Here is an 18,745-nt window from a genome sequence, read left to right on the forward strand (position 1 = left end):
CTACGCCGCAACAAAACTAGGAGGGAAGCCCGATGAGTACCAATGAAATAACCTGGTCCAATGGCCAATGGAGCAGCACCAGCGCGCCCCTGATTGGCGCTACCGACCATGCTTTCTGGATGGCCACCACAGTCTTTGACGGCGCTCGTTCCATTCAAGGCCACACCCCGGATCTGGACCTGCACTGTGAGCGTTTGAACCGTTCGGCCGTCACCCTGGGCATGGAGCCGGTGATGACGCCCGAGCAAACCGTAGACCTGGTGCGCGAGGGCCTGAAAAAGCTGTCCCACACCACGGACTACTACATCAAGCTGCTGTATTTCGCACCCGGTGGTTTCATCCAGCCCGATCCATCGACCAGCCAGTTGGCCATTCATATTTTTGAATCCCCCATGCCGGACGACAGCGGATTTAGCGCTACTTTCAGCGAATTTCTGCGCCCGGACCCCTCCATGGCACCTACCGATGCCAAAGCGTCCTGCCTGTATCCCAACACTCAGCGCATTATGCGCGAGGCCAGCGCACGCGGCTTTGATAACGCCATCGTGCTGGATTCCAAAGGCAAGATCGCCGAATTTGCCGTGGCCAATCTGTGGATTGTGCGTGACGGCGTGGTGCTGACGCCCGAGCTGAACGGCACCTTCCTGAACGGCATTACCCGCCGACGCGTCATGCAACTGCTGCGTGACGACGGCATTGAAGTACGTGAAGCCAGCCTGACACCGCAAGACGTGCTGGATGCGGATGAAGTCTTTAGCACCGGCAACTACGGCAAAGTCCTGCACTGCAATCGCATTGACGATCGCCACTACGCACGTGGCCCGATTGAAACCCGTGCCCACGAGCTGTACATGGCTTACACCGAACGCAACTGATTCACGGATATATCGCCATGCCCGCTTACCTGATCGCCCGCGTACACGTCCATGACCCGGATACCTACGCCAACTACACGGCGCTGAGCCCCGCCATCATCAAGGCGCACGGTGGCCGTTTTCTGGCCCGCAGCCAGGCACCCATCACCCTGGAAGGCCCGGCCGACACACGCCGCACCGTCGTGGTGGAGTTTCCTGATGTGCCCCAGGCCCAGGCCTTTTATGAATCGGCCCAGTACCAGGCTGCCAAGGCTATCCGTGAACCTGCCTCGGAGGCGGAGTTCATCATCGTGCCGGGTTTTGAAGGCTAAGCCCTGCTGACCCGCTGTCTGGCCTTGCAAACCCACCGGTTCGCGATGCCAGACAGGGCTCTTTAAGCTATAAACATCAACAAATACGCCGCGACATCAAGGCGCTACCGTCACAACCCCCTGCAGGGTTGCGACAAAGCCCTCGCCCCTTTCCGTACCGCCCTGCTCCAGGCCTGGTTTTTCAGGAATTTCAAGCCGCCGGATACCTCTGTTGCGACTGCCCGCGATTTGTATAATGGGCGCTTCTTGCCACCTCGCTAACATCCTATAGCCCGGAAACGCTCCCCATGTCGCTTGGAAAAGTCATACACGCTGCTCGCAAACGCGCCGGCCTCTCTTTACGAGACCTGGAGAAGGCGACAGGCGTGTCTCTGGCCAAGCTGTCCAAGATCGAGAACGACAAGGCCACACTGCGCCACCCCGAGCTGTTCGCTGTTTCCGAAGCCCTGGCAATTCCTGCCGTTGCTTTACTGGGCGCGCTGAACGGCAGCGAGCAAACCGCCACACTGACGGGCCGACGCGCCATTACTCGTGCCAATGAAGGCCGAGCCTTCGAGCGCTCTGGCCGCAGCTACCGCGTACTGTGCGGAGATATGAGCCAGCCGGACAACCTGTTCTGGCAAGTCACCATCACCGAGAAGGCTCCGGGCACACCGGCCTCCTTTCTGGCCCATCCTGGCGAAGAATTCATCTATGTTCTGAAAGGACAGGTCGAACTGCACTCTGCCCTGTACGAACCCGTCATTCTGGGTCCCGGCGACAGCATGCTGTTTGATGCCAGCGTACCGCATGCCTACTTCGCGGTACGCCGGGAAGCCTCGGTCCTGATGAGCAATTCCACTCCCAAGACCTGAAACCTGCCACCCACAAGCCATGACCGTGGCTTGCGTCGCAATCAAGCGGGAAACTGCCGGATCAGATCCGCCGCCTTTTCACCAATCATGATGGCTGGCGCATTGGTATTGGCACTGGGCAAGCTGGGCATGATGGAGGCATCGGCAACACGCAAACCACGTACTCCGCGCAACCGTAACTGAGGGTCCAGCACCGCGTTTTCATCTCCGTCCGGGCCCATGCGACACGTTCCCACCGGATGGCTGAAACGGATGCAATGGCTACGCAGGAAAGCATCCCACTGTTCGTCCTCTGTTACCTGCGCACCAGGGTGTAGCTCACCTTGCATATAGGGGGCAAAGGCACCGGTATTAAAGAACTGGCGCGCCATTTTGGCCCCATCACGCAGCCTGCGTCGGTCATCCTCCTGGCCTAGCATCACGTGTTCAATACGGGGTAAATCTGCTGGGTCTGCAGAGCGCAAAGTCACTTGCCCACGTGCCAGAGGGCGGCACACATTGACCGCAATCACGACGGCAGGCATAGGGAAAAACAAAGGCCCATCTCCCACCGTGTTGTAGCCGATAGGGGTAAAGGTCAATTGCACATCCGGCTCTGTTTCATCAGGCCGGGTTTTGGCGAAAGCCACGGCATGACCAATAGGCGTAGCACCTGGACCTCGCCCCCGAAACAACCAGTTCATGCCGTGCTTGATCACACTCCACGGGTCTGTTTCCACGTTATAGGTGCGTACATTCACCTCGGCGCTGATCATTACGCCCGGATGCTCTTGCAAGCCTTGGCCCACGCCCGGCAGGTCGCAAACCACGGGGATACCGTGCTGGCGCAGGGTCTGGGCAGGCCCGATACCGGAGAGCATCAAGAGCTTGGGCGACGCCAGGGCACCGGCGCAGAGAATGACTTCCTTGCGCGCCCTGGCACTGAGCACCTCGCCTTTTTTCTGATACTCGATACCGACCGCCTGCCCCTTTTCAATCAAGACCCGGCGTGTCAACGCCCCCGTCAAAATTGTCAGGTTGGTGCGCTTGCGAGCAGGCCATAAATAGGCTTTGGAGGCACTGTGACGCCAACCCCGCTTCTGGGTCGCCTGCAAGGCACCAACACCGAACTGAGACGCGCCATTCACATCCCCATTGAACGGTAAGCCGCACTCCATCGCCGCCTGCGTAAAGGTGCTGACCAGTTGATGCGGTGTACGCACATCCGATACAGACAAGGGCCCTTGCCCACCGTGAAAGCGGCTGGCACCGCGCGTATTGGTCTCGGCCCGTACAAAATACGGCAACACATCCTGGTAAGCCCAGCCCTCATTGCCCTGCGCCGCCCAAGCATCGTAATCGGCTGCACTGCCGCGCAGATAAATCATGCCGTTAATCGAACTGCTGCCACCCAGCACACGTCCGGCAGGCCAGACCTCAGCACGATTATTGCGGCTGGGGTCAGCCTCCACGTGATAGGACCAACTGTATTTCGGGCTGGCAATAGCACGCTCCTCGCCCGCCGGTACCCACAGGTACGGCGACAAGTCCCAACTGCCTGCCTCCACCAGCAACACGCTGACGCCCGGCTCTTGCGACAAGCGACTGGCAATAACGCTGCCAGATGAGCCAGCACCGACCACGATGTAATCCCAGATACCACTGTCTCGCATTTTTTATCCTGTTTGAAAGGCAGTGCCCAGCCTGGTTCTGTCGCGTCAGACAGACACACTTGGCCAATACCTGATGCCTAAAACAATTTCGTTGACAAGTTGGCAGGTTAGCATAAAATTTCCTGAAATGTTTCCAAAATGGAACATAACAGAACTACAGAAACATACAGAATCAGTCTAAACCACAGTCGCTTCAAGGGAAGGCTGTTCAGGAGATGAAATGGATATTCGTTCGATCAAAACCCTGGAAGAAGTACGAGCGCTGATCAATGCTCGCCAGCCTCAGCATGTGAACATTGGCTTTGCCGATATGCAGGGACAGATCCGCGCCAAGTACGTATCGCGTGAAAAGTTTTTGCAGACCATCGACAAGGGCATCCTGTTTCCCCAGGCCACCCTGGCGCTGGACTTTAACGATGTGCTGCGGCCCATGCCCGGCGGTCAGTCCCTGGCCGATGCCAAGTTTGCTGACAATCTATGCCGTCTGGTCCCCGATAGCGGCCGGGAGATTCCCTGGGAAAGCCCCTCCCGCAACCTGTTCTTCCTGTTTGATTACGTCGAAGAAGAAGAGCCCATTTTCCCGCGCAACGTCTACCACCGCGTCGCCAGAAAGGCGGAGCAAATGGGCTATCGGCCTTTTCACTCCTGCGAGTACGAGTTCACCCTGTTCAATGAAAGCTCCCGCTCCATCCGCGAAAAAGACTATCGCAATCTGGATCTGGCAACGCTGGGCAAGTCCTACAACCTGATGTTGCGTCAGGGCGTAGACACGGATTTCTACAACGCCCTGCTGGACTGTTTTGCCTGTCTGGATGTGCCTTTGGAAGGCGTGCACGAGGAGATGGGCGCAGGCTTTATGGAAGCGGCGCTGGGGTATCAGGAAGGGGTGCTGGCTGCTGACAATGCCATCCTGTTCAAGACCTTTGCCAAGATTCTGGCGCAGCGTCATGGCCGCTTGATGACCTTTATGGCGCGCTGGTCCAATGATGCTGACGGACAAAGCGGCCACGTTCATGTGTCCTTGCGCCGCCCCGATGGCGAGTCGGTTTTCCATGACGCCTCCCAGCCCAATGCCATCAGCCAGGAGATGCGGTATTTCATTGGCGGCATGCAAAAACTCCTGCCTGACTTTCTGATCATGTTTGGCCCGACAGTCAATTCTTTCCGCCGTTTTCAGCCCTGGATCTTTGCGCCGATTACCGCTACCTGGGGCTGGGAAAACCGCACCTGCGCCTTGCGGGCCATTGGAGGCTCGCCATCGTCTCAACGTATTGAATGCCGCGCACCCGGCGCAGATACCAACCCGTATCTGGCCCTGGCCTGCGCTCTGGGCATGGGCTTGTGGGGCATTGAGAACAAGATCGAGCCCAGCGAAGAAATGCAGGGCAACGTCTACGAACGAATGTCGGAAATCCCCGCTGAACTGAAGTTCCCCAACTCCTTTGGCGAAGCCATTTACCGCTTTGATCGTTCCCCGGTAGCACGCGAGATTTTCGGCAATGCCTTTGTCGATACTTACGTGGCCAGCAAGTACGCTCAGGAGCAAGAGTTCGCCGCCCTGGTCACCGACGTTGAACGCCAACGCTTTTTTGAGTTTGCATAATGGCTGCCCACCCTACTCCTATTGTTTCCCCTATCGACGGCCAGATTGTGGCTTCCCGCAGCGTTCTGAGTGAAGAACAGGTTCAGGCTGCTGTGCAGCGTGCCAGCCTGGCCTTCAAGGACTGGCGCAAGGTGCCGCTGGAGCAGCGCATCACACAGATTCAAGGCTTTGTAGCGATTCTGGAGCAGCGTCGTCAGGCGCTGGCTGAATTGTTGATGAAGCTGATTGGCCGCCCCGCACAACAATCAGATGAGTTATCGCGCGTATCGGCCGTCACCGAGGACATGATTATGCGGGCCCGCCTGGAGCTGCAAGACATCAGCATGAACTCCACTGCACAAGCACAACGGCTGGTACGGCGAGAGCCCAAGGGCCTTTGTCTGGCAATCAGCGCCTGGAACTACCCGGTCGCCATGGCAGGCGGAATGACTGTCGCGGCACTATTGGCCGGTAATGTCGTGCTGCTTAAACATGCCCACCAAACAGCCCCTATTGCCGACTTTATGGAGCAGGCCTGGTGTGATGCAGGCGGGCATCCCGATGTCTTCCAGGCAGTGCATCTGGACCATGCGGGAACGGAGCAACTGCTGGCCTCCGGACACGTGCATGCGGTCCAGTTCATTGGTTCCGATCAAGGAGGCAAAAGTGTGTACCAAGCAGCGGCTGCCGGGCTGGTCAGCACCGGGCTGGAACTAGGCGGTAAAGACCCTGCCTATGTGCGCGCCGATGCCAATCTGGCCAGCACCATCCCTGCCCTGGTCGCAGGCAGCTTCGACAATGCCGGGCAATCCTGCTGCTCGGTAGAGCGGATTTATGTACACGAATCGGTCTACGAACCCTTTGTAGAGGGCTTTGTCAGCGGCATGAATAAATTGACTGTAGGCCACCCCGACAGCACGCCGGATATAGGCCCGGTCGTGAGCACAGCAGCGGCCCAACGGCTGCGAAAGCTGCTTGTCCAGGCACAGGAAGAAGGGGCAACCGTCATTGCTCACCCGACTGAAGTCGACCCGTCCTCCGCCTACGTAGCGCCTGCTGTACTGCTGAATGTGGCACAAGATTCCAGCTTGATCCAGGATGAGGCCTTTGGGCCGCTTGTTTGCATCACGGCCGTGGCTGACGACCAGCACGCACTACATTTGATGAATGACAGCCGCTACGGTCTGACCGCCTCAATCTGGTCGCAGGACATTGATCAGGCTCTGGCATTAAGCCGTGATGTGGAGGCTGGCCTTTGCTACGTCAACCGCTGCGACCATGCGGATCTGAACCTGCCCTGGGGGGGTGTCAAAGCCTCCGGTCTGGGCAGAACCTACGGCGCCGCTTCCTTTGATGAATACACGGTCCTCAAGGCTTTCCATGTCAATCTCCAATCCTGACTCCAGCCTGCGCCCACACACCGACACATGGCCAGCGGCCACCGTGTTCAATGCCCAGGGACGTACCCCCGTGCTGCTGGTGTGCGAGCACGCATCCAATCAAATGCCACCGGACGCAGATAATCTGGGATGCAGCGCGGCAGATCTGGAGCGCCATATCGCCGTGGACCTGGGGGCAGACGCCTTGACCCGCGCCTTGGCACTGCGTATTGGTGCACCTGCTGTCCTGTGCACCACCTCGCGGCTGTATGTGGACTGCAACCGCTCCAGCCACGATGCGGACTGGATTCCCGAGCGCTCCGACGGCAGCCTGATTCCCGGCAATGTGGGTCTGGATGACGCGGCCCGAGAGCAACGTGCCCTGCGCGTGTTCGAGCCATTTCATCAGCAAGTGGCACAAACTTTACGCGCCTTGCGTGAACATCACTCCACCGTGCTGATCTTGCCTATCCATTCCTTTGCCGCTTCCTTGAACGGACAGGAACGCCCCCATGCCGCCGTCATCTGGGAACAGGAATGGCCTGCCTCCCTGATGCTGCAAGGTCTGTCACGGCATGCCAGTTCGATAGGCAACAACTACCCCTACGACGGGCGCGAATTACGTGGGCATACCTTCTTGCGTCACGCGATTCCTGCCGGTCTACCGCATTTTGCGATTGAAGTCCGGCAGGATTTGCTGGCTCAGCCAGGAGCCACTGAGCGTTGGGCTGGATACCTGGCTGATGCACTTGAGGATGTGCTGGCTGGACTGGAAAAAACGGCAGCCTGAACATCAGCAGCGACTACGTCTATTCTAAAAACACCAAGGGCTGCCCTCGCGCGAATACGAGGGCAGCCCTTGGACAGACTGGCTGAAAGATCAAAGCTCAGGGTCAGATTTCTGTACTGACTCTTGGGCCTGGTCTGGTCCCTGCCCTTGCTCTTGATTCAAGCCACTTTCCTGCTCCGCCTGCGCCTGCTTCATCTGATTGAGCAGGCTGTGCAGCATTTCTGTCGACAAGCCATGCAGTACCAGACGGTAGCCTGCTCGCAAGGTAGACATGGGCACCAGGGGGTGGCCGTTGTTCACCAGAATAAGATGCTCTGGCGCCTGCAAGATCTTGGCCGCATAGATACCGATAGTCTCGTCCAACTGCAAGGAATTGGCCGCACGCCAGAAGTCGTTATCGGTCAGCAGCAGTTGGTACAAGGGTGTAAACAGTTCGATGGCGCTTTGCAGATCCATCTTGTTCATTGGGCCTTGCGGCATATCAACCAGAGCCAAGGGCACGGGCTGGATCATGGAGAAATCCACTCGCTCCGGCGGGCCGATTTCCTGATTATTGTCCCGTAGCGCCTGATTCAGCCGGATCACGAAGTTGAACAAATTCAGATCGTGTTTCACAAAGGTGTGATCATGCAGCTCGTCGATATTCATCGGCGTGAGCGGCGTCGTCGGCACTTTGGTGGGCGAATTGGCAGCAATAAAGGCCAGAACCTGCGAACCCAGGTGGAAGTGACGCAGAATCAGCCAGTTGGCCTGTGGCGAGACAAAGCGCTTCAAGCCCCACACCAGAATGCGATGCAAAAGGCCTGAGTGCGACCACTTGCGCGGCAAGAAGGTTTTGACGATCTGGATCACCACAATCATCAAGCGGGCCAGTGGCCGCAAAAAGGGCAGCAGATACTGGCGCGAGGACGAGCTGGAGTCCGCCAGCCAGGCCTGCTTGACCTCATCGGGCAAAGGCGTGCTGCGATCCAGGTACAAGGCCCGCCAGGGACTGGGGTCCTGGGGGTCATGTGGCTTGCTTAAAAAATCCGGGATTTGATCCATGACTTAAAACTCTTTCGCGTATTGGAACTGCATCAAGTACAGGGCAGCCGTACGGCGTGCGGTTTCAATAATAATCTGTTCGGCACGGCCGGTTTCATCGCAATCCAGCGCCAGCTCGACCGCGACCAGCCAACGAGCCAGATGGTGCTCGTCGTTCATGCCGTGGTAGTGCAGGAAGCGGTACATATTCGGTTCCAGCGACAAGGAAGACTTCAGCAAAGGCAGTAGGGCCGGGACAATGCGTTGACCCGTACCTTCAATAATATAAATGGCGCCCAGCAAACCAATCGGGTCCTGGCTGGCCGCCAGCGCATGCAGGTAGGAATTCAGTGCCTGACCGCCGGGATTGCGCGTCAGTTGTTCGATCTCGGTGGCAGTACCACCGGCGTGCTGATAGTCCTCGAACAAGATCTTGAAGTCGTCCTGTTCTTCGCCTGCGTGCAAACGAATCAGCTCGGCCAGCGGTGCGTAAGCAGGCGACAAGGAGTCGCAGGCTTCGCGCATCCATTTGGCCCCTTCACGCACCTGGGGAATCCAGTCCGCCATCCACTTCTGGTAGTCCTGCATACGCATGGAGCCGTCGTGCAGGCTGCGCAGCAAGGGCGTGCGCCATACTTGCGAGCGGTAATCGTGCCAGATGGGAGCCAATTGCGTCAGCAGATCGCGCAAGCCTTGCGGGGCCGTCGCCGGGTCATGCGGGGGTGCTATATCCACCTGATCCACAGCAGCGGGGGCCGACTGTTTCGCAGAGGGATAAGACAGCGTGGCGGCAGGCGCATCGCAGGATTCCACTTCCAGCAGCATATACGCCGTCATGAAACGGCCCGACTCGGGCACGTAGCACAGGATTTGCTCGCCCGGCGTCAAGGTCCGGTCGCGCATGAACTCGGCCAGCATGATCAAAATGGAGGCCGCGCCCGTATTACCGCGCCAGCGCAGATTGCTATACCAGCGCTCGGCAGGAATCGCCAGCCCAGCTTGTTCCAACAAATCCGCCACCACGGGGATGAATTTCTCGGACGAGTAATGGCACAGGAAATGGCTGATGCGCTCGGGGTCTACCCAGCCATCGCGCACCAGTTTCACGTATTCGTGAATGCCAATGTCGAACAGGTGCGGCAACAAGCGAATGTCCTGGCGCAGGGACAAGGCACCAGCCTGTTCCGCCTCGGCCCAGGAATCGTAATCCAGATGGCTGCGCGTGGAGTCGCGTGCGGCACCTAGCTGCATGCAAACGGGGTAATCACCCGAGAAGGATTTTTGATGAATCCAGCGCAGGCGCAAACGCACTCCGGGCTGCGTGGTGGGCAAGACCTGATCTTTATGGCTGAGCAAAGCCGCACCCGCGCCATCGGAAAGCATCCAGCGCAGGAAGTGCGCATCAAAGTCCGCCTGATAGTCTTGCGAAGCAAAGCGCGAGCGGCGGAACAGACGCGAGGGCATTTCGCTGGCCACCGCCATCCCGTGACGATGCGCACCCAGCTCAATACCTTGGGCGACGGTCTGCAACGCCGTAACACCTGCCGCACAAATCCCGTGTACGGAATGCACTTCCAGCGGAGGAGCACCCAGCTCGCCCTGAATGGCGTTGGCAAAGCCGGGCATCAACAAATCACCACCCGAAGAGCCGCTGGCCAGCAGGCCTATATCACCCATGTCCAAACCGGCTTGCTCCAGGCAGCTACGGATGGCATTGGCCGCCATGGCCGTATTGCTCCAGCGCGTACCGCCATCTTCCGCAATGGCGTAGTAACGCTGCTGAATACCGTTTTCGGCCAGAATGCGCTGTTTGATACGCCCCGAGATACGGTTCAAGGGGGCAATAAAGTTATCCATAGCGGTGTTATCGACCGGCTCGCCGGGCATAAACCACTGGGCCTGATGGATAACGACGTGCTCAAAGGCCACGGGCATAGAAATACTCCTGATTACACGGAATCACGCCGACGCTCGGTCTGGCCCACGGCGTTCAAAGATTGGCTGCGGTAGCGAGGCACAAACAGGCCCAGCACAAAAACACGCAACATATAAGGCACCAGCCCCCCTTCGTTCAAAGCATCCGGGGTGCGGGCTCGGTATTCGGTGTCGTGCAGCCGGGTCAGCTCGGACCAGTGCGCACGCGAATGTTCATGGTGGGCCACATGCAGCCCGATATTGAAGAGCAAGGGATTGACCAGCCCCTCGAAATTGCGGGCATAGGCCAATTGCTCACCCTGTCGGCCTTGCGGGCTGCCATCAGCATGGGCATGTTGCAGATAATTGGTGGTCAGCAGCCAGTGCAAACCATGTAGCTGCGGCAGGATCACGTACAACAGGCCTTTAACCGGGTCCAGGGCCAAAGCCAGTGTCCAGCTCCCCAGCCACAGGCCGTACTGCGCCATGCAATAGGCCCACACACCTGGCCAGTGACGGCGCAAGCTGCCTAACCAGCTAAAAATAGTGGGATACAGGGCGGGGATGGCCTCAAAAGGGTGCATCAACCAGCCCAGGGTGTCGTTGGTGTCGCCCCGCCAGAAACGGTAAGTGCGGGCCACGTCTTTTTCACCATGCTTGTAACGGTGGTGGTTGCGACCATGCGCAGGCCAGAACACACAAGCGGGATGGCCTTGCACCAGGGTCAGCCAGAAGTCCGTCAAACGATTGGGCAGGCGGCCCCGCCACATGCGCAAATGATGGTGATTGTGGTTGATGACGCCGATACCCAGCGTCAGGAACAGCAGCAGGCCGTACAAAATCCAGGAAAAACCGCCGCGCCACAGCGCGACCACCAGGGCAGGGTAGGCAATCAAGTACAGCAGACTTTGCCAATCGCGCGGGTTACGCAAACGCCACGCAGCGCTCATCCCCGCGCCTCCTCGGGGCGATCCGGCAAACGAGTGCCGAACAGACGGTCCATAAAGCTGAATTGAAAACCGTAATTGCCGTTGTACTGTGCGTGATGACGCTGGTGACGACGGCTGGCCGCCAGCCAGTTGCGGCTGGAGACCTTGGGGAAAAAGTCGTAATTGGAGTGGCCGATACTGTTGAAGAACAGGCTGAACAAGGGCACGGACAGCAAGGACCAGAAGCTGAAGTCATGCACGACCATAGGCAACAGGATTACATTGCCCAGCATGATCGACTCCAGCGGGTGAAAGCTGTAGGTCGAAAAGGGCGTCACCACGACAGAAGAATGGTGCGGGCCGTGATAACGGCGCAACCAGCGGGTATGCAAGAGACGGTGGTTTATCCAGAAATGCACGTCGTTCCAGATCACCAGCGCCAGAATTTCCAGGGCAATGCGGGTAGCACTGGCATCCGGCGTCAAATGCGCCCAGCCTAGCTGCAAAAACCCCCAGGGGAAAATCATGCCGGTGCCAAAGATCAGAATGGCGGAACCGGATTGCTTGAGTTCCCGGCGCAGTTGGCCAGGACGCAAGGGACGTGTGTCCAGGGGGCGTCCCCAACCCAAGGCAGGAAAAAGCCAATGTGTCAGCGCCAAAGTCCCCAATGCGAACAGCAGGTAAATGCCGCCGAAAAACAATAAGCCTACGCCCATCACCTGCCAGACGCTCAAGGCCTGAAAAGCCTGCCCCATTCCACTCTCTACGTAACAAAGTGCGCTAATGCTAGCGCGGGTCGAGTACTTACGTTTGTGAATTTGGTTACTAATTGCTCACATTCGTCCAGCCCGCCAAAGCAATACAGTTTTGCAATAGCGGGGGCTAATCATAGCGGGAGTTCGCCCCTATCCTTTAAGGCATGCATTATTGCTGGGCGGCGAACCCATTGATGAGCCCGTCCTGGCCTATGGGTCTTTTGTGATGAATACACAACAAGAAATTAGCCAGGCCATTGCCGACTTTGAGCAAGGCCAATTTGGATACCTGGGCTAAATTCCTCCTCTACCCCTGGCAGCGACCGCGCCCCCCGCCTGCGACGCCAGGCGGTTTGCCACGTACGCAGAACTTGATTTCGCACTTGCCTTGAACTTGCCCGCATACGATATACTGATCCGTCACAGACTTCCCCTAGACACTATGAGACGCTGGTTCGTCGTCGTCTTACTCCTTATCCTTCCCCTGCAGGCTTATAGCTCCCACTACCATGCCACTGTGCAGGGTGGTCAGTCCGCATTATTCGTTCAACACGAAGCTGATGCGGCCGAGCCTGTAGAACACCGCGTCAAATCCGGCACTCATCCTTTGCAGCAGCTCAGCGCCATTCTGGCGCACACGCCCATGCAGCAGTATGCCGATCACGCGGATACCCCTTTGCCCTGCCCGGTTCAGTCTTTCTGGCTGCATGCCTGGCCTTCGGCTTGCCCGTCCTATTCCCTGCCCGCTATTTGCTGCGAATTTGCCCCGGAGCACCGCCCGCCGCGCGTCTGATTTCTGACGCGCAACTGCGCCCCGCCCCCCTGCTTTTTTGCACTTATTTATCTGTCTAACAGGACAACATCATGGAATGGCTACTCGATCCCAGCATCTGGGTCGGCTTATTAACTCTGGTGGTGCTGGAGATTGTTCTCGGCATCGACAACCTGATCTTTATCGCGATCCTGGCCGATAAACTCCCCCCGCATCAGCGCGACCGTGCTCGCCTGATCGGCCTGTCACTGGCGCTGATCATGCGCCTGGGTCTGCTGACGATCGTCTCCTGGCTGGTCACCCTGACCACACCGCTGTTCTCCCTGGGACCGCTGAGCTTTTCCGGCCGCGACCTGATCTTGCTGCTGGGCGGTCTGTTCCTGCTCTTCAAGGCCACGAGCGAACTGCACGAACGCCTGGAAGGCGGCAGCCACCACTCCAGCACCAACAAGGCTTACGCCAGCTTTGGTGTGGTGGTGGCACAAATTGTGGTGCTGGATGCCGTGTTCTCGCTGGACGCGGTGATTACCGCCGTGGGTATGGTGGACGAACTGCCCGTCATGATGACAGCCGTCATCATCTCTATCGGCTTGATGATCTGGGCCTCCAAACCCCTGACCACCTTCGTGAACAACCACCCCACGGTGGTAGTGCTGTGTTTGAGCTTCTTGCTGATGATTGGTCTGACGCTGACCGCCGAAGGCCTGGGCTTCAAGATCCCCAAAGGCTATCTGTATGCGGCCATTGGCTTCTCCATCCTGATCGAATTCTTCAATCAGATTGCCCGCCGCAGCCTGCTGCGCTCGCAATCGCGTCGTCCTTTGCGTGACCGTACGGCAGAAGCCGTGCTGCGCATGCTCAGCAACCGCAAGAACGAAGACAAGGATGACAGCAAGCACGATGCGCAACTGGAACTGGACGAGCAAGGCTTCCGCACCGAAGAACGCAATATGGTCAGCGGTGTACTGAGCCTGGCTGAACGCCCTATCCGCTCGCTGATGACACCGCGTCAGGAGATCACCTGGATCAATATCGAGGACTCGACCGACACCCTGCGCCAGCAATTGCGCTCTACCCCGCACAGCTTCTTGCCAGTGTGTCAGGGCGATCTGGATCAGGTGGTGGGTGTGGCCCGCGCCAAGGACCTGCTGGCAGATCTGGACGATTACCCGCAAGTACAACTGTGGCCGGATTTGCGTGAGCCCATCATCGTGCATGAACACACGGATGTACTTAGCGCCATTGCCATGCTGAAACAGTCCAACGGCCAGTTCGTGCTGGTCACGGATGAGTACGGTGCCATTGAAGGTTTGCTGACGCCTATCGACATTCTGGAAGCCATCGCCGGTGAGTTCCCGGATGAGGACGAGCAAGCTGCCATTCAGCAGATTGGCCCCAATCTGTGGCAGGTGGACGGCGGTATCGACTTGCTGTTGCTGGCCCAGGCCGTTGAAGCGGACGACCTGCTCTTGAAAGACAGCAGCTTTAACTCCGTGGCCGGTTTCTTGCTGGAACGTCTGGACTCCCTGCCCACTGTCGGCACGGTAGTCGAGGCCGATGGCTTGCGCTTTGAAGTCACGGAAGTCAGCCAGCGCCGTATTGCCACCTTGCATGTCAGCCGCTTGCATGTGCCCGAGGCACCGCAGGAGTAAGGCCGGACTAGGCTAAAAACAACGGGCCCTCTCCGGGTCCGCAAGACGATGGATATGCAGCAAATAAAACGGCCAGGGTATTGCTACCCTGGCCGTTTTATTAATCATTGCATACGATTTCTTGCCGTTCTGCGGGCTTTGCTTATCGCAACAACACCCATCAGCCGCCATCTTCTGTCATGTACATCCTGGAGCAGCGGCCAGGCCAAACAAGATCAGGCGCGACTCAACAAAGCAATTCCGCCGGGCAAGCGCAACACATCCAGACCATACAACTGCTGCAAGACATCCAGCGCCTCAGGCAAATTATCCAGGCTGACCGCAAAGCTGACCAGGATATGGCCCAGCGACGCATCACGCAAAATCAGGTGACCGGCCCAGTAGCGATTCAACTCGGCCAGCACCTGCGATAAAGGCTGCTCATGGAAAACCAGACGGCCCTGACGCCAGGACGGGAAATCCTCCACCGCCACTGTCTGCACCGAGCTGATGGCATGGCGTCCATACACAAGCTGCTCGCCCGCCCCCAGCCTGTACCCCTGCCCACCAAAATCCACCTGAGCACTGCCCGACAAACAAGTCACTTGGGTTTTGCCATCCAGATAGCGAATATTGGTACGGCCATTAAAGGTCTGAATAGAACCGGCACCCGCAAACACCGTACACACTGCGGCCGAGCGCTCGGCCTGGCGCACTTCGACCTCGCCTTCCTGCAGAGCCACAATCCGGCCCAAATGCGGGTCGTCCCCGACATTCAGGCGACTGCGGGTATTCATATCCAGCCAGACATGGTCCAGCAACTGCACGCGCCGCTGCTCGCCCGCACCCGTGCGGTAATCAGCGCGCAAATCGGCCAGCGAAGGCCATAACTGCAAGGGAGGTTTCACGACCATATACAGGCCGCCCCCCAGTAGCAGACCACCCAGCAAGGCGCGGCGCAACGGCTGGTGGCCGCGTGTTTTCATCAGCTTGGCTTCACGCAGCCACTCTTCACGATCTTGCGGCATGGCATCCCACATTTCGCGCGCGTGCGCAAAAGCGGATGCGTGAGAAGGACTGCGCCCACACCAGCGGCGCAGCTCCCGAGCCTGACGAGAGGTCAGCGAGGACGTTTTCAGGCGGCTGACCCAGGCTCGTGCCTCCTTATGCAAGGTGTCTTCATCCAGATTCAAGGCATTAGCGGGGTTCATCAACAATTAATCTACAAAGCACTACACAGAGACTGCACCCGGCAGTCCAAATCGTTTTATCCATCCGTTTAAACGGATAAAAGAGGGAATTTAACGGCAAACATAAATTGTCGGAAACTGCAGGCGGTATCGTCAAGCGCCGGGCCGTTATAAAGCGTCAAGCCTCACTTTGACAGCAGGCCATTAACTGCCCTCGCAGCCAGGCATGGGCCGGGTCTGCCTGCCGTCGACTATGCCAAACCTGCTGAAACAAGACCGAAGGAATGGGTAACGGTGGCTGGAAAAAGACTAGCTCAGGGTGCTCGCGCAAAGGTTCGGCACTACGGCTGGAAACCGTCAGAATCAGATCCGTACCAGCCAGCACCTGAGCCGCAGCGCTCCAATGCGGCAAGGACAGGGCGATCTGACGCTTCAGCCCCATTCTGCCCAGCACATTATCTACCTCGCTTTCCCCTCCCGGCCGCATGGAAACCAGCACATGAGGGCGTTGCAACCACTCTTCCAGGCCAGGACCCGAGGGCGTCGCCAGGCTAGCTCGGTCCGCAATGCAGATCAGATGCTCTTCAAACAAGGTCTGCGCCTGCAAGTCTGCCGGGATTTCCGAGAACACTCCCAAGGCCACATCCGTTTCGCCATCCTGCAACTGCGCCAGCATCCCTTCCCGGCTGGCCTGGCTCACGGCCAGAAAAATACCGGGAGCCTGCCGCCGCAAGATGCGCATCAAGGGCGGCAGAACGATCTGGGCCCCGTAGTCGGACATCGCCAAACGAAACTCGCGCTGCTCGCTGGCCGGATCAAAACCGCCTGCATCCAGCAAGCCGTTCAACTGCAACAAGGCCTGCTCCAGGGGACGCTGCAATTGCAGGGCAAGCGCGGTAGGCTCCAGCCGCGACCCTCGGCGTATCAATAAGGGATCGTTGAACACCTGACGCAAATGCGCCAGGGCGTGGCTGACCGCCGGCTGGCTTTTATGCAGTCGGTGGGCCGCGCGGGTGACATGTTGTTCGGTCAACAAGGCATGCAGGCTTAGCAGCAGATTCAGGTCTATACGTCGCAGTTCATCCATAGAACGAATAATGACTGTGCACACTATTAATTTCAATAAGAACGACGAATAGTGCAAGATAGAACTTTGATTTCTATGGAGATACGCATATGCCCGGTACCGCTTTGTTCAGCATGTTGATTGCTGTGTTTGCCGGATCTGCCGTGCCTTTCCAGGCCGCCAGCAATGCCGTTCTGGGTAAAGTGCTGGGACATCCGCTGTGGGCCACGCTGGTCTCGCTCTGTATCAGCGCTGCTCTGGTGTTGCCGACCATCTGGTTGATGCGCGCTCCCGCCCCTCTGACGGCACAACTGGCCCACGCCCCCTGGTGGGTATGGACCGGCGGCATTGGCGGGGTGATTTACATCAGCGCAGCGCTGATTCTGACCCCGCGCATGGGCGCCGCCAGCTTTATCGTGTGTGTGGTGGCCGGTCAAATGCTCAGCTCCATGCTGATCGACCACTATGGCTTGATGGGCCTGACCCCACGCCCCGTGCATATGGGACGGATTGTAGGCGTGCTATTGATTCTGGCAGGCATGGGTCTGGTGCAATGGTTTACCCCTTCCGTGCCCAGCTCGGCGGCTGAAAACAAAAACGCCACTGTGGATCACAATGGCGCTCAAACCAGCATTCAACACATCGCTCAACAAACGGGCGCTGACCACAAGGAAAGCAGTAGCACCCGTTCCTGATCAGGGTCTACGCCTCAACAGATTTAGAGCGGTACTGGCTGCACCACCAGAAACCCGCCGACAAGGCAGCGGCGCACAACATGCCCAATGCCAGCAACAAGCCGCTATCAAATAACAGCGGCGCCACCACACCGGATACCGTGGCGAACAAAAGCATTTGCCACGCACTTTGTACCGACGAGGCCAGGCCGCGCATGGTGGGGAAGGTGCCCAAAGTCACCACCGTCATGCCCGGCAAGGCCATGGACATGCCAAACGCATAGACAAAAATCGGCATGACGGCCCAAGGCACTTCGGCCTGGAACAGCGAGTTATAGATGGTATTGAAGGTTGCGCCAGCCAGCATGATGCACAGGCCCAAACGAATCATGCGGGCCGGGGCCAGCTTCTCCGCAAAGCGCGCGTTCAGAATAGAACCACCCAGCATCCCGCCAATAAAGGGCAGGAACAGCCAGGCAAAGGCCGTTTCTGTCAGGCCCAGGACGCCAATCACAAAGCTGGCGGCGGAAGAAATGTACAAGGCAAAACCGCCAAAGGCACAGGCGATGGCCGAAATGGCCAGCACGAAGCGACCATTGCTCAGCGCGCGAGCGTAATTGGCCAGAATCACCCACAGCTTCAGAGGCTGACGTGACGCGACGGGCAAGGTTTCCGGCAGTTGTCGCCAGCACAGTGCAAGCAGGGCAATACTGACCACTGTCAGCATCCAGAACACAGAACGCCAGCCCGAATAGCTGCTTAGATAGCCGCCCACCACCGGCGCAATCGCCGGGGCCAGACTGAACACCATGGTGATATGGGCAAACAGGCGCTGGGCCGTCACTCCCTGCACACAGTCGCGTGCCAGAGCCTGGCCAACGACTCGTCCGGCACCTGCCGAACAGCCCTGGACCATGCGGAAAAACAAAAGCCAGGAAAAGGTCGGCGCCAACGCGGAACCAATCGAGCCGATCAGGAACAGGATCAACGAAGCCAGGATCACAGGACGTCGCCCGAAGCTGTCGGACAGCATGCCCCAGAACAGGCTCATGAAGGCAAAACCAAACAGATACAGACTTAAGGTCTGCTGAACCATTGACTGGTCAACGGAAAATTCAACACCGATACGGTGAAATGACGGCAAATAGGCATCGGTAGCAAAAGGCCCCAGCATCGCCAACGCCGCCAACACCAAGGTCAGCTTGCGGTAATTCATAGATAGCTTTGGAAAACAGGGAGGGCGCCAGAACTGGCGCAGGGATAGGGGCAGGATACCCCTTAACCGGACCGTACGGACATATCCGCACAGGGCATAGTGTATCAAACGATATAAATCGGATCGAGCCAG

18 protein-coding genes are annotated in these 18,745 nt (G+C 58.1%); 10 read left to right on the plus strand and 8 right to left on the minus strand.

Annotated elements, in window-relative coordinates:
- Nucleotides 1–32: 32 nt before the first annotated feature.
- The 3 genes from OSH09_RS14510 to OSH09_RS14520 all read left to right on the plus strand — a co-directional run bounded on the left by OSH09_RS14510 (nucleotide 33) and on the right by OSH09_RS14520 (nucleotide 2,040).
- A complete protein-coding gene (locus OSH09_RS14510; protein WP_207873027.1) occupies nucleotides 33–875 on the plus strand; it encodes a branched-chain amino acid aminotransferase in 843 nt (280 codons plus the stop codon).
- Between the two features lie 17 nt (nucleotides 876–892).
- On the plus strand, nucleotides 893–1,186 hold the full coding sequence (locus OSH09_RS14515; protein WP_207873026.1) for a DUF1330 domain-containing protein: 294 nt from the start codon (nucleotides 893–895) through the stop codon (nucleotides 1,184–1,186).
- Between the two features lie 287 nt (nucleotides 1,187–1,473).
- Nucleotides 1,474–2,040, plus strand: a complete 567-nt coding sequence (locus OSH09_RS14520; RefSeq protein ID WP_266121378.1) for a helix-turn-helix domain-containing protein — start codon at nucleotides 1,474–1,476, stop codon at nucleotides 2,038–2,040.
- A 41-nt stretch (nucleotides 2,041–2,081) separates the two neighbouring features.
- Here OSH09_RS14520 and OSH09_RS14525 read toward each other — a convergent pair whose 3' ends face one another.
- Entirely contained in the window at nucleotides 2,082–3,692 is a 1,611-nt protein-coding gene (locus OSH09_RS14525; RefSeq protein ID WP_266121379.1) for a GMC family oxidoreductase, read from the minus strand.
- A 220-nt stretch (nucleotides 3,693–3,912) separates the two neighbouring features.
- Here OSH09_RS14525 and OSH09_RS14530 point away from each other — a divergent pair, with 220 nt between their 5' ends.
- From OSH09_RS14530 to OSH09_RS14540, 3 genes are read left to right on the plus strand one after another with little or no spacing between them, the layout of a single operon-like run.
- The gene (locus tag OSH09_RS14530; protein ID WP_207873023.1) at nucleotides 3,913–5,295 is read left to right on the plus strand and encodes a glutamine synthetase family protein; all 1,383 of its coding nucleotides are present in this window, start codon (nucleotides 3,913–3,915) and stop codon (nucleotides 5,293–5,295) included.
- Entirely contained in the window at nucleotides 5,295–6,674 is a 1,380-nt protein-coding gene (locus tag OSH09_RS14535) for an aldehyde dehydrogenase family protein (protein WP_266121380.1), read from the plus strand. The genes OSH09_RS14530 and OSH09_RS14535 overlap by 1 nt, the downstream gene beginning before the upstream one ends.
- Nucleotides 6,655–7,443, plus strand: coding sequence for an N-formylglutamate amidohydrolase (locus OSH09_RS14540; protein WP_266121381.1), 789 nt, complete (start codon nucleotides 6,655–6,657; stop codon nucleotides 7,441–7,443). The genes OSH09_RS14535 and OSH09_RS14540 overlap by 20 nt, the downstream gene beginning before the upstream one ends.
- Before the next feature lie 90 nt (nucleotides 7,444–7,533).
- On the opposite strand, the gene OSH09_RS14545 is transcribed toward OSH09_RS14540, so the two are convergent.
- Genes OSH09_RS14545 through OSH09_RS14560 form a run of 4 tightly spaced genes read right to left on the minus strand, consistent with a single transcriptional unit; the run spans nucleotide 7,534 to nucleotide 12,064 of the window.
- Entirely contained in the window at nucleotides 7,534–8,487 is a 954-nt protein-coding gene (locus OSH09_RS14545) for a DUF6999 family protein (protein ID WP_266121382.1), read from the minus strand.
- Between the two features lie 3 nt (nucleotides 8,488–8,490).
- Nucleotides 8,491–10,401: a beta-ketoacyl-ACP synthase III gene (locus OSH09_RS14550; RefSeq protein WP_266121383.1), complete on the minus strand. Its 1,911-nt coding sequence runs from the start codon at nucleotides 10,399–10,401 to the stop codon at nucleotides 8,491–8,493.
- 14 nt (nucleotides 10,402–10,415) lie between these two features.
- Nucleotides 10,416–11,330 (minus strand): fatty acid desaturase, encoded by a 915-nt coding sequence (locus tag OSH09_RS14555; protein ID WP_207873019.1) that lies wholly within the window; start codon nucleotides 11,328–11,330, stop codon nucleotides 10,416–10,418.
- Nucleotides 11,327–12,064 carry a sterol desaturase family protein gene (locus OSH09_RS14560; RefSeq protein WP_266121384.1) on the minus strand — a complete coding sequence of 246 codons (738 nt, stop codon included), beginning with the start codon at nucleotides 12,062–12,064 and terminating at the stop codon, nucleotides 11,327–11,329. The genes OSH09_RS14555 and OSH09_RS14560 overlap by 4 nt, the downstream gene beginning before the upstream one ends.
- Nucleotides 12,065–12,236: 172 nt before the next feature.
- Between OSH09_RS14560 and OSH09_RS14565 the strand changes: the two genes are divergently transcribed.
- From OSH09_RS14565 to OSH09_RS14575, 3 genes are all read left to right on the plus strand, one after another.
- Nucleotides 12,237–12,362, plus strand: a complete 126-nt coding sequence (locus OSH09_RS14565; RefSeq protein ID WP_376912336.1) for a pirin-like C-terminal cupin domain-containing protein — start codon at nucleotides 12,237–12,239, stop codon at nucleotides 12,360–12,362.
- Nucleotides 12,363–12,506: 144 nt separating this feature from the next.
- Nucleotides 12,507–12,857: a hypothetical protein gene (locus tag OSH09_RS14570; RefSeq protein ID WP_207873016.1), complete on the plus strand. Its 351-nt coding sequence runs from the start codon at nucleotides 12,507–12,509 to the stop codon at nucleotides 12,855–12,857.
- 71 nt (nucleotides 12,858–12,928) lie between these two features.
- Nucleotides 12,929–14,488, plus strand: coding sequence for a TerC family protein (locus OSH09_RS14575; protein WP_207873015.1), 1,560 nt, complete (start codon nucleotides 12,929–12,931; stop codon nucleotides 14,486–14,488).
- Nucleotides 14,489–14,703: 215 nt separating this feature from the next.
- Here OSH09_RS14575 and OSH09_RS14580 read toward each other — a convergent pair whose 3' ends face one another.
- Complete coding sequence (locus OSH09_RS14580; protein WP_266121385.1) at nucleotides 14,704–15,678, minus strand: FecR family protein; 975 nt, start codon at nucleotides 15,676–15,678, stop codon at nucleotides 14,704–14,706.
- 157 nt (nucleotides 15,679–15,835) lie between these two features.
- The gene (locus OSH09_RS14585) at nucleotides 15,836–16,744 is read right to left on the minus strand and encodes a LysR family transcriptional regulator (RefSeq protein ID WP_266121424.1); all 909 of its coding nucleotides are present in this window, start codon (nucleotides 16,742–16,744) and stop codon (nucleotides 15,836–15,838) included.
- An 89-nt stretch (nucleotides 16,745–16,833) separates the two neighbouring features.
- Between OSH09_RS14585 and OSH09_RS14590 the strand changes: the two genes are divergently transcribed.
- The gene (locus tag OSH09_RS14590; protein ID WP_266121386.1) at nucleotides 16,834–17,418 is read left to right on the plus strand and encodes a DMT family transporter; all 585 of its coding nucleotides are present in this window, start codon (nucleotides 16,834–16,836) and stop codon (nucleotides 17,416–17,418) included.
- 7 nt (nucleotides 17,419–17,425) lie between these two features.
- Here the strand turns inward: OSH09_RS14590 and OSH09_RS14595 are convergent, their stop codons facing one another.
- Entirely contained in the window at nucleotides 17,426–18,613 is a 1,188-nt protein-coding gene (locus tag OSH09_RS14595) for a multidrug effflux MFS transporter (RefSeq protein ID WP_266121387.1), read from the minus strand.
- Nucleotides 18,614–18,745 lie beyond the last annotated feature (132 nt).

The sequence above is a fragment of the Alcaligenes parafaecalis genome, from assembly GCF_026344135.1.
Taxonomy (GTDB): Bacteria; Pseudomonadota; Gammaproteobacteria; order Burkholderiales; family Burkholderiaceae_B; genus Alcaligenes; species Alcaligenes parafaecalis.